Annotated in this window: 9 protein-coding genes; all 9 read left to right on the forward strand. The window is 61.7% G+C overall.

The window, feature by feature from the left end; genetic code table 11:
• Positions 1-131: 131 nt before the first annotated feature.
• The 9 genes from ACTJGZ_RS08195 (at position 132) to ACTJGZ_RS08235 (ending at position 9,907) form a co-directional block, all read left to right on the forward strand.
• On the forward strand, positions 132-1,637 hold the full coding sequence (locus ACTJGZ_RS08195; RefSeq protein WP_441662447.1) for a protein adenylyltransferase SelO: 1,506 nt from the start codon (positions 132-134) through the stop codon (positions 1,635-1,637).
• Positions 1,638-1,756: 119 nt separating this feature from the next.
• Entirely contained in the window at positions 1,757-2,830 is a 1,074-nt protein-coding gene (gene aroC, locus ACTJGZ_RS08200) for a chorismate synthase (RefSeq protein WP_441662448.1), read from the forward strand.
• A 267-nt stretch (positions 2,831-3,097) separates the two neighbouring features.
• The gene (gene leuC, locus ACTJGZ_RS08205) at positions 3,098-4,501 is read left to right on the forward strand and encodes a 3-isopropylmalate dehydratase large subunit (protein ID WP_441662449.1); all 1,404 of its coding nucleotides are present in this window, start codon (positions 3,098-3,100) and stop codon (positions 4,499-4,501) included.
• Positions 4,502-4,507: 6 nt separating this feature from the next.
• Positions 4,508-5,158, forward strand: a complete 651-nt coding sequence (gene leuD, locus ACTJGZ_RS08210) for a 3-isopropylmalate dehydratase small subunit (RefSeq protein ID WP_441662450.1) — start codon at positions 4,508-4,510, stop codon at positions 5,156-5,158.
• Positions 5,159-5,276: 118 nt separating this feature from the next.
• Positions 5,277-6,350 carry a 3-isopropylmalate dehydrogenase gene (gene leuB, locus ACTJGZ_RS08215; protein WP_441662451.1) on the forward strand — a complete coding sequence of 358 codons (1,074 nt, stop codon included), beginning with the start codon at positions 5,277-5,279 and terminating at the stop codon, positions 6,348-6,350.
• Between the two features lie 404 nt (positions 6,351-6,754).
• Positions 6,755-7,885 (forward strand): aspartate-semialdehyde dehydrogenase, encoded by a 1,131-nt coding sequence (gene asd, locus ACTJGZ_RS08220; RefSeq protein WP_441662452.1) that lies wholly within the window; start codon positions 6,755-6,757, stop codon positions 7,883-7,885.
• 109 nt (positions 7,886-7,994) lie between these two features.
• A complete protein-coding gene (locus ACTJGZ_RS08225; RefSeq protein WP_441662453.1) occupies positions 7,995-8,381 on the forward strand; it encodes a hypothetical protein in 387 nt (128 codons plus the stop codon).
• Positions 8,381-9,214: a tRNA pseudouridine(38-40) synthase TruA gene (gene truA, locus ACTJGZ_RS08230; RefSeq protein ID WP_441662454.1), complete on the forward strand. Its 834-nt coding sequence runs from the start codon at positions 8,381-8,383 to the stop codon at positions 9,212-9,214. Before ACTJGZ_RS08225 ends, truA begins: the two co-directional genes overlap by 1 nt.
• A 51-nt stretch (positions 9,215-9,265) precedes the next feature.
• Complete coding sequence (locus ACTJGZ_RS08235; protein WP_441662455.1) at positions 9,266-9,907, forward strand: phosphoribosylanthranilate isomerase; 642 nt, start codon at positions 9,266-9,268, stop codon at positions 9,905-9,907.
• Positions 9,908-10,061: the final 154 nt, after the last annotated feature.

Here is a 10,061-nt window from a genome sequence, read left to right on the forward strand (position 1 = left end):
GAGGCGTTCGCCCGCAATGCGGTCAACGGCAAAACCCAGCAGTCTTCCTACCCGGCCAATGGCGGTTGGCTGGGGCGGCGGCGGGCTGTCGGAGGGTTGGTCGGTGGCGCTCATTCGAAGATAATAGCAGCATGAATGATCAACTCAAGCCCCAAATAGGCACTGCCGCATCTCTTGAACAATTGCGGGTGCGCAACAGCTATGCCGCATTGCCCGAGGATTTCTATTCCCGTGTGCGGCCTATGCCGCTGCGGACAGCGCGGATGCTGCATGTGAACCCCGAGGGCGGCGCGCTGCTGGGCCTGGCGCCAGAGGCTTTGCAAAACGATGCTGCGCTGCAGGTCCTGTCGGGCGCCACGCCATTCCCTGGCGGCGAAAGCGTGGCTGCCGTTTACAGCGGCCACCAGTTCGGCGTCTGGGCCGGGCAGTTGGGCGATGGGCGGGCGCATTTGCTGGCGGAAGTTGAAGGGCCGAACGGCAGTTGGGAAGTCCAGCTGAAGGGGTCCGGGCGCACCCCGTATTCGCGCATGGGGGACGGGCGCGCGGTGTTGCGCTCTTCGGTGCGGGAATATCTGGCAGCCGAGGCCATGCATGGTCTGGGCATTCCGACCACACGGTCTTTGGCGCTGGTGACTTCCGATGACCCGGTGCGCCGCGAAACCATGGAGACGGCCGCCATTGTGACGCGCCTGGCCCCCAGTTTTGTCCGCTTCGGCTCATTTGAACATTGGTATGCGCAACGGCGCGCGGGTCTGTTGCAGCGCCTGTGCGATGACATCATCGACCGTTTCTACCCGGAATGCCGGGCAGGAGGGGGCGGCAATGAGGCCGTGGTGGCGCGCTGGCTGGCGGCCGTGACAGACAGAACAGCCGCGCTGATGGCGGATTGGCTGTCCGTAGGGTTTTGCCACGGCGTGATGAATACCGACAATATGTCTATTCTGGGGCTGACCATAGATTACGGCCCCTACGCTTTCATGGATGGCTTCAAGGCCAACCATATCTGCAATCATTCGGATCATGAAGGCCGCTACGCCTGGAATGCGCAGCCTGCCGTGGCGCACTGGAATCTGTTCCGGCTGGCTGAAGCGCTGCAGCCTTTGGTGCCGGACGCGGAAGTGCTGCGCGACGCCGTGCGGGGTTACGAGGCCGATTTCATGCGCCACTGGCGCGAACGCCAGCGCCGCAAGCTGGGTTTGGCGCAATGGCGCGCCGAAGAAGATGACACCCTGATGGATGGCCTGTGGCGTCAGATGCACACATCCGGGGCCGATTTCACCTTGAGCTTCCGCGCGCTGGCCAATGTGGCGCAAGGCGACACCAGCCCGTTCCTGGACCAGTTCGTTGACCGGGCCGGGGCGGCGCAATGGCTGCAAACCTATCAGGCCCGTCTGGCGCAGGATGGCCAGGCGCCGGATGCCGTCGCCGCCGCCATGAATCGCGCCAATCCGCTGTATGTCTTGCGCAATCACCTGGCGGAACTGGCAATCCGGGCGGCCGAGCAGGGGGATGCCGGCGAAATCGACCGTTTGCTGGATTGCCTGCGCAATCCCTGGGATGCCAGGCCCGGTTTGGAGCACTATGCCCGGCAGGCGCCTGACTGGTCTGCGGGGCTGGTCATCAGTTGTTCGTCCTGAAAATGTCATAATGCGGCAGTTCGGCGTGCCGCAGCGGCGGCAATGCGCCAGGGCGTGTGCTGTCAGCCTACCTCGATATTCGCCTTTTTTAAGTCTCTTGCTTTTTTAGAGTCCTGCTCATGTCCGGTAACACCCTAGGAAAACTGTTTTGCGTGACGAACTTCGGTGAGTCCCACGGGCCAGCCATCGGCTGTGTCGTTGATGGCTGTCCGCCAGGGCTGCCGCTGTCCGTGGAGGATATCCAGCTGCAACTGGATCGCCGCCGTCCCGGCACCTCGCGCCATGTCACGCAGCGCCAGGAAGCAGACCAGGTCGAGATCCTGTCTGGCGTCTATGAAGGCCTGACCACAGGAACGCCCATCGGGCTGCTGATCCGCAATACGGACGCGCGCAGCAAGGATTACGGCAATATTCTGGATACTTTCCGGCCCGGCCATGCCGACTATGCCTACTGGAAAAAGTACGGCGTGCGGGATCCGCGCGGCGGCGGCCGTTCTTCCGCCCGCCTGACCGCCCCTACGGTGGCTGCCGGCGCGATTGCGCGCAAATGGCTGGAAGCCCGCTGCGGCGTGCGGGTGCGTGGCTATATGAGCCAATTGGGGCCCATCGCCATTCCCTTTGAATCCTGGGACGAGGTGGCCAACAACCCCTTTTATGCGCCCAACGCAAGCATCGTGCCGGAACTGGAAGCCTATATGGACCAGTTGCGCCGGGATGGCGATTCGATCGGGGCGCGTATCGAAGTGGTGGCCGAAGGCGTGCCTGCGGGTTGGGGCGAGCCTATCTATGACCGCCTGGATGCGGATATCGCGCATGCCATGATGGGGCTGAATGCGGTCAAAGGCGTTTCCATTGGCGCCGGTTTTGAATCCATCGCGCAGCGCGGCTCGGAACATGGCGATGAGCTGACGCCCGACGGTTTCCTGAGCAACCATGCCGGCGGCGTGCTGGGGGGAATTTCTTCGGGCCAGGCGGTCACGGTATCGCTGGCCATCAAGCCTACCTCCAGCATTCGGGTTATGCGCCAGTCGGTCAACCGGGCAGGCGAGCCGGTGGAAGTGCAGACGCTGGGGCGTCACGACCCTTGCGTAGGCATACGCGCCACACCGATAGCGGAAGCTTTGCTGGCCCTGGTGCTGGCCGATCATGCTCTGCGCCAACGCGGCCAGGCGGGCGAGACGGCGCAGGGCTGATTTTGCGGCAGAGCGGGCGCTGGCGCCGCAGGGACGGGCTGGCGCAGATAGCGCCAGCGGCCAGGCGGTCTGTCAGAACCGTGTTTTTACAGCCTCTTTTTCTGTCTGGCAGCCTGTCCAAAAGACGGATTAACGGCCAGCCCCCATAGCCCCCAGGTGATTCGGCAGGCCCGGATTGTTTCCATGCTTGGCATAATGATTTCATGGCCTCACCGGGTGGCAAGCAGCGCAATCTGCGCCAGCCCCTTCAAGAAGCGAGTGAAAATCATGGCATTGACCCTTTATGACAAGCTCTGGCGCGACCATCTGGTGCACCAGGAATCCGACGGCTCCTGTCTGATCTATATCGACCGGCAATTGCTGCATGAAGTGACCAGCCCGCAGGCTTTTGAAGGCCTGACGCTGGCCGGCCGCAAGCCGTGGCGCGTCAGTGCCAACCTGGCGGTGGCCGATCACAACGTTCCGACCAAAAATCGCAGCGCCGGTATTGAAGATCCGATCTCCAAGTTGCAGGTCGATACGCTGGATGCCAACTGCGCGACTTACGGCATTACCGAATTCCCGATGACGGATGTCCGTCAGGGGATTGTTCACGTGGTTGGCCCGGAGCAAGGCGCGACTTTGCCGGGTATGACGGTGGTGTGCGGTGATTCGCATACCAGCACGCACGGCGCGGTGGCCGCGCTGGCTTTTGGCATCGGCACCTCCGAGGTCGAGCATGCGCTGGCCACGCAGACCCTGACCATGAAGAAGAGCCTCAACATGCTGGTCAAGGTCGAAGGCAAGCTGCCTTTCGGCTGTACCGCCAAGGACGTGGTGCTGCATGTGATCGGCATTATCGGCACGGCAGGCGGTACGGGGCATGCCATCGAATTCGCGGGCAGCACGATTCGCGAGCTGTCGGTGGAAGGCCGCATGACCATCTGCAATATGGCCATCGAAGCCGGTGCCCGTTCGGGCCTGGTGGCTGTGGATGACAAAACCGTGGACTATTTCCGCGGCCGTCCTTTCGCGCCCAGCGGCGTGTTGTGGGATCAGGCCGTGACGTACTGGCGGACGTTGCATTCCGACCCCGGCGCGCATTTCGACCGAGTGGTGGAAATCGACGCGCGCGAGATCAAGCCGCAAGTCAGCTGGGGCACCTCGCCGGAAATGGTCTTGCCAGTCGATAGCCGCGTGCCGGATCCCGACCGCGAACGTGACGACGTCCGCCGCAGCGGCATGGAGCGGGCGCTGGAATACATGGGCTTGACCCCCAACACGCCTTTGGTGGATATCCGGGTGGACCGCGTTTTCATCGGTTCCTGCACCAATTCGCGCATCGAGGATTTGCGTGCTGCGGCTGAGGTCGCGCGCGGCAAGCGCGTGGCGCGCAACGTCAAGCAAGCCATGGTCGTGCCGGGTTCTGGTCTGGTGAAGCTGCAGGCCGAGCGCGAAGGGCTGGACCGCATCTTCATCGACGCCGGTTTTGAATGGCGCGATCCGGGCTGCTCCATGTGCCTGGCGATGAATGCCGACCGCCTGGAACCGGGCGAGCGCTGCGCTTCCACGTCCAACCGTAATTTCGAAGGCCGTCAGGGCATGGGCGGGCGCACCCACCTGGTCAGCCCCGCCATGGCAGCCGCGGCCGCCATTGCCGGCCATTTCGTTGATGTCAGGAATTTCAGGTAAGCCATCATGCAAGCATTTACCATACACGAAGGCCTCGTCGCCCCCCTGGATCGGGAAAACGTCGATACCGACCTGATTATTCCCAAGCAATTCCTGAAGTCCATCAAGCGCACCGGCTTTGGCCCCAACCTGTTTGACGAGCTGCGTTACCTGGATCACGGCGAGCCCGGCATGGACAACAGCAAACGTCCGCTGAACCCGGACTTCGTGCTGAACCAGCCGCGTTACCAAGGGGCTTCCGTGCTGCTGGCACGCAAGAACTTCGGCTGCGGTTCCAGCCGCGAGCACGCGCCCTGGGCCTTGAGCCAATATGGCTTCCGCGCCATTATTGCGCCTTCATTTGCTGATATTTTCTTTAATAACAGCTTCAAAAACGGTTTGCTGCCCATCATTCTGTCGGAACTGGACGTGGCGCGCCTGTTTGATGAAGTGAAAGCCTTCCCCGGCTACAAACTGACGGTGGATCTGGCGCGTCAGGTCATTATCAAACCGGAAGGCGGCGAGTTGCCGTTCGATATTGATGAATTCCGCAAGCATCGTTTGCTCAATGGTTTGGACGATATCGGCCTGACGCTGCAAAAAGCCGACATGATCCGCCAATTTGAAGCGGAACGGCTGGCGCGTCACCCCTGGCTCGAAAGCCGCCAGTTGCGCTGATTTCACACGGGCGCTACCGGCTGACGGCCAGTAGCGCCTCTGTTTGCCCCAGAGGATTTTCCGCTGGGGGTGTGAATGCACATAATTCTCCCTTTAACTTTTCATAAAACGATCTCTCATGGCTCACAAAATCGCAGTGCTTCCCGGTGATGGCATCGGCCCCGAAATCGTCGCTCAAGCGGTCCGCGTCCTGCAGGCCTTGAATCTGCCGCTGGAAATCGCGCAAGCACCGGTGGGCGGCGCTGCCTATGATCTGCATGGGCATCCGCTGCCGCCCGCCACGCTGGCGCTGGCGCAGGAATCCGACGCCATTCTGTTTGGCGCGGTGGGAGATTGGAAGTACGACAAACTGGCGCGTGAGCTGCGCCCGGAACAGGCTATTCTTGGCTTGCGCAAGGCATTGGGCCTGTTTGCCAACCTGCGCCCGGCGATTCTGTACCCGGAATTGGCTGCGGCTTCCACGCTCAAGCCTGAAGTGGTGTCCGGCTTGGATATCCTGATCCTGCGCGAATTGACCGGCGATATCTACTTCGGCACGCCGCGCGGCGTGCGGACGGCGGAAGATGGCGCATTCCAGGGCCAGCGCGAAGGTTTCGACACCATGCGCTACGCCGAAAGCGAAGTGCGCCGGATTGCTCATCTGGGTTTCCAGTCGGCTCAGAAGCGCAATCGCAAGCTGTGCAGCGTGGACAAGGCCAATGTGCTGGAAACCTCGCAGTTCTGGCGCGATATCGTGATTGACGTGGCGCGTGAGTATCCCGATGTGGAACTGAGCCACATGTATGTGGACAACGCTGCCATGCAATTGGTGCGCGCCCCGCGCCAGTTCGACGTCATTGTGACCGGCAATCTGTTTGGCGACATCCTGTCTGACGAAGCCGCCATGCTGACGGGTTCCATCGGCATGTTGCCTTCGGCATCGTTGAACGAAAAACGCCAGGGCCTGTACGAGCCCAGCCATGGTTCGGCGCCTGATATCGCGGGCAAGAATCTGGCGAACCCGCTGGCGACCATCCTGTCGGCGGCGATGCTGCTGCGCTATTCGCTGGATCTTGGCGAACAGGCGGAACGTGTGGAAGCGGCGGTGCGCAAGGTGCTGGCGGATGGCTTGCGCACGGCGGATATTTACGAGGAAGGCACGCGCAAGGTCGGCACCACGGAGATGGGCGACGCGGTGCTGGCCGCGCTGTAACAGGCGCGCAGCCCGGGCCGGCATCTGGCTGCGGCCAGACAGCGCGGCTGCGGGCGGCAGGCAAAAGGTGTACGCCAGTCTTGGCCGCAGCGATACCGGATGTTGGGGTATCGGGCGGAAAACATCGGGCGGAAACCATTGAGCGGAAACCATCAGGCATCGCCAGGCAGGCCACCGGTTAAGGCGGGTGGCCTGCCTTTGTGTTTTATGCCGCCGATCATGGCTGGCCGGCAGGGGGCTGGCAATTGTTGCGTCCGTTTTACGCCGCCCTGAAAAATGGCGCATTATTTGGCGGAAAACCCAGGTAAACCCTGGTAATTCTGATACATTCTTATACCTAGGGCCATGCTGTCAGGAGCGGACGGCATGGCTTGTTCTTCACATATAAAACAGAGCGAATACAGATGACTCAAGCCGTCGGTCTGGTCGGCTGGCGCGGCATGGTGGGATCCGTCCTCATGCAGCGCATGCGCGACGAAAATGATTTTTCCCTGATTGAACCCGTCTTTTTCACCACCAGCCAGGTGGGCGGCGCCGCGCCGTCCTGGGCTGCTGGCGCGGGTCCCTTGCAAGACGCCTACGATATTGAGGCGCTGGCAAAACTGCCGATTATTGTGACGGCGCAGGGCGGCGACTATACCAAGGCGGTGCACGGCAAACTGCGCGCATCCGGCTGGAAGGGCATCTGGATCGACGCAGCCAGCTCGCTGCGCATGAATGACGACTCCATCATCGTGCTGGACCCGGTCAACCGCAACGTCATCGACGCGGCGCTGAACCGTGGCGTGCGCGACTTCGTCGGTGGCAATTGCACCGTCAGCTGCATGCTGATGGGGCTGTCCGGTCTGTTCCAGCATGACCTGGTCGAGTGGATGACCAGCATGACCTATCAGGCGGCATCTGGCGGCGGCGCGCAGCACATGCGTGAACTGCTGACCCAGTTCGGCCTGGTCAATGAGTCCGTGCGCCCGCTGCTGGATGACCCGGCATCGGCTATTTTGCAGATCGACCGCGGCGTGCTGGATTTGCAGCGTAGCGGCAATCTGCCGACCGAGCGTTTTGGCGTGCCGCTGGCCGGCAACCTGATTCCCTGGATCGACTCCGACCTGGGCAACGGTGTGTCGCGCGAAGAGTGGAAGGCTGAAGCGGAAACCAACAAGATCCTGGGCCGTGGCGCCGCGTTCGGTAGCGAAGCCACGCCTATTGATGGCTTCTGCGTGCGCATTGGCGCGATGCGCTGCCACAGCCAGGCGCTGACGATCAAGCTCAAGCGCGATGTGCCGCTCGATGAAATCACCGACATCATCGCGCAGGGTACGGATTGGGCCAAGGTCATCCCGAATGACAAGGAATCCACCGTCCATGGCCTCACGCCAGTGGCTGTGACCGGCACGCTGGATATTCCGGTGGGGCGTCTGCGCAAGCTGTCGATGGGCAAGGATTACCTGGGCGCCTTTACCGTGGGCGACCAATTGCTCTGGGGCGCGGCCGAGCCGCTGCGCCGCATGCTGCGTATCGCCATCGGCGAACTGTAATCGGGCAGATTCGAGGGAAGGCCATGGCGGCCTTCCCCGAGAACGTGTTTATGACCTGTTTCCTGCCGTGCCAGGATCAGGTCATAAACACGTTCTAAGGGAGTAAGTTGTGGACGCGCAATTTGGGCAGGGCTATGGTCTGGTGCTGGGTACAGTCCTGCTGGCAATCGTGGCATTCTGGGTCGCGCTGATGCTGCGCCGCGCAGGGGCCAGGCAGGATACGGACGATAGCGGCTGCGCTGATCACGGCAGCGAAAATACCGATGCCGACGATGAGGCGGTAGATCAGGCAAGTGAGTCTGATGATTCTGATGGCTCAGATAGTGCTGGCGGCTCCGCGCCTGCTCAAGACGCCATGCAGGCCCGGCGTCTTGAGCTGGCGCGCCAGAAATTCGAGCAGCAGTTGTCTGCCATAGATCTGGATCTGGATGCGCCGTCAGCGGCTGATTCGGCTCAGGATGCAGAACGTCCTGGCCAGCAAAAAGGCAGCCGTTGATGGCGCGCAGGATTGCGCTGGGAGTAGCCTACGAGGGCTCATCCTGGTTGGGCTGGCAGACTCAGGCAGGCGGCAATACCGTTCAGGATGAACTGGAAAAAGCCTTGCTTGCCTTTACCGGCGGGCCGGTGCCGACGATTTGCGCAGGACGCACCGACACTGGCGTGCACGCCTGCCTGCAAGTCGTGCACCTGGATACCGAGCTGGAACGGCGTGATGTCGCCTGGATCCGCGGCTTGAATGCCCATCTGCCGGACAGCATTGCCGTGCAGTGGGCACGGGAAGTGCCCGAAGACTTCCATGCGCGGTTTTCGGCGCAGGCCCGCACCTATGTGTATCTGCTCTGGAACCGCCCTTATCGTTCGCCCTTGTGGGCAGGACGTGCCGGCTGGTGTTTTCGGCCCCTGGACGTTGAGGCCATGCGTGCCGCAGCGGCCCACTTGCTGGGCGAGCATGACTTCAGCAGTTTCCGTTCGTCGCAATGCCAGGCGGCGCATCCGGTGCGTGTCATGCAGCGCCTGGATATTCAGCGCCATGGCGACATGATTGTTTTTGTGCTCAAGGCCAATGCTTTTCTGCATCATATGGTGCGCAATATCATTGGTTCGCTGGTGTATGTCGGCCAGGGGCGTTATAGCGTGGCGCGCATGCAGGAATTGCTGCAGGAGCGCGACCGGCGCCGGGCGGCGCCGACCTATTCGGCGGCAGGGCTGTATTTATGCGCGGTGGACTATCCTGCGCAATATGATTTGCCCTGTCAGGATGGCCTGGAAGTCATGCCCGGACTGCGCCTGTCTGCCACCGGCGAACTGAGCATCCGGCATCAGGGCTGAACGCCGTGGCGTAGCAGGCCTGGCGGATGAATCCCAAGGAACAGGAAAAACATGACGAGAATAAAAATCTGCGGCCTGACGCGGCCTGAAGATGTGAAAATGGTCGTGCGTCAAGGCGTGGACGCGCTGGGTTTTGTGTTCTATCCGCCCAGCAAGCGTTATGTGACGCCGGAGCAGGCCGCGGCGCTACGGGATCTGGTGCCGCCGTTCGTGACGGTTGTGGCGCTGTTTGTGAATGCGGCGCGTGAAGAGGTCGAAAGTGTATTGCGCCAGGTGCGCCCGCATCTTTTGCAGTTCCATGGCGATGAAAGCGCGGCGCAATGCATGTCCTATGGGCATCCTTGGCTCAAGGCCTTGCGTGTTCCCAAAGAAGGGGGCGTGACAGGCGAAGCGCTGGCCTTGCAAATGCAGGCTTACCCCCAGGCTGATGGCTGCCTGCTGGATACGGACAGCCCGGGCTATGGCGGCAGCGGAACTGTCTTCGATCATGGCTTGCTGGATGGCTGGAGTGAACAGGCGCGCGGGCGCTTGATTCTGTCTGGCGGATTACACGAAGGCAATGTGGCGCAAGCCATACGCCGGGTGCGTCCGGTTGCCGTGGATGTCAGCAGCGGTGTCGAGGCATCGCCTGGCATCAAAAGCGCTGAAAAAGTGCGCCGTTTTGTTGAGGCGGTCCGGCAGGCCGGCGTTTGAAAACGGCCCGTCCGGGAACCTGACGCGCCTGATGCTGCATCAGGCAGATGGCCGCCAGCCGATGTCTGGCGGCCATTTTGTTGGCAAATGCTTGTCGATCAGATCGCGTCGCCGTTTTCACCGTCGTCGGAGTCGGTGTTCTTGGCTTCTTCGA

The sequence above is a fragment of the Kerstersia sp. genome (assembly GCF_052103615.1).
Lineage (GTDB): Bacteria > Pseudomonadota > Gammaproteobacteria > Burkholderiales > Burkholderiaceae_B > Kerstersia.

What these genes read in the sequence shown, in the direction of transcription:
- leuC (WP_441662449.1), top strand. Translation starts at nt 3,098, where the DNA reads ATGGCATTGACCCTTTATGACAAGCTCTGGCGCGACCATCTGGTGCAC.
- truA (WP_441662454.1), top strand. Translation starts at nt 8,381, where the DNA reads ATGGCGCGCAGGATTGCGCTGGGAGTAGCCTACGAGGGCTCATCCTGG.
- ACTJGZ_RS08235 (WP_441662455.1), top strand. Translation starts at nt 9,266, where the DNA reads ATGACGAGAATAAAAATCTGCGGCCTGACGCGGCCTGAAGATGTGAAA.
- asd (WP_441662452.1), top strand. Translation starts at nt 6,755, where the DNA reads ATGACTCAAGCCGTCGGTCTGGTCGGCTGGCGCGGCATGGTGGGATCC.
- leuD (WP_441662450.1), top strand. Translation starts at nt 4,508, where the DNA reads ATGCAAGCATTTACCATACACGAAGGCCTCGTCGCCCCCCTGGATCGG.
- leuB (WP_441662451.1), top strand. Translation starts at nt 5,277, where the DNA reads ATGGCTCACAAAATCGCAGTGCTTCCCGGTGATGGCATCGGCCCCGAA.
- aroC (WP_441662448.1), top strand. Translation starts at nt 1,757, where the DNA reads ATGTCCGGTAACACCCTAGGAAAACTGTTTTGCGTGACGAACTTCGGT.
- ACTJGZ_RS08195 (WP_441662447.1), top strand. Translation starts at nt 132, where the DNA reads ATGAATGATCAACTCAAGCCCCAAATAGGCACTGCCGCATCTCTTGAA.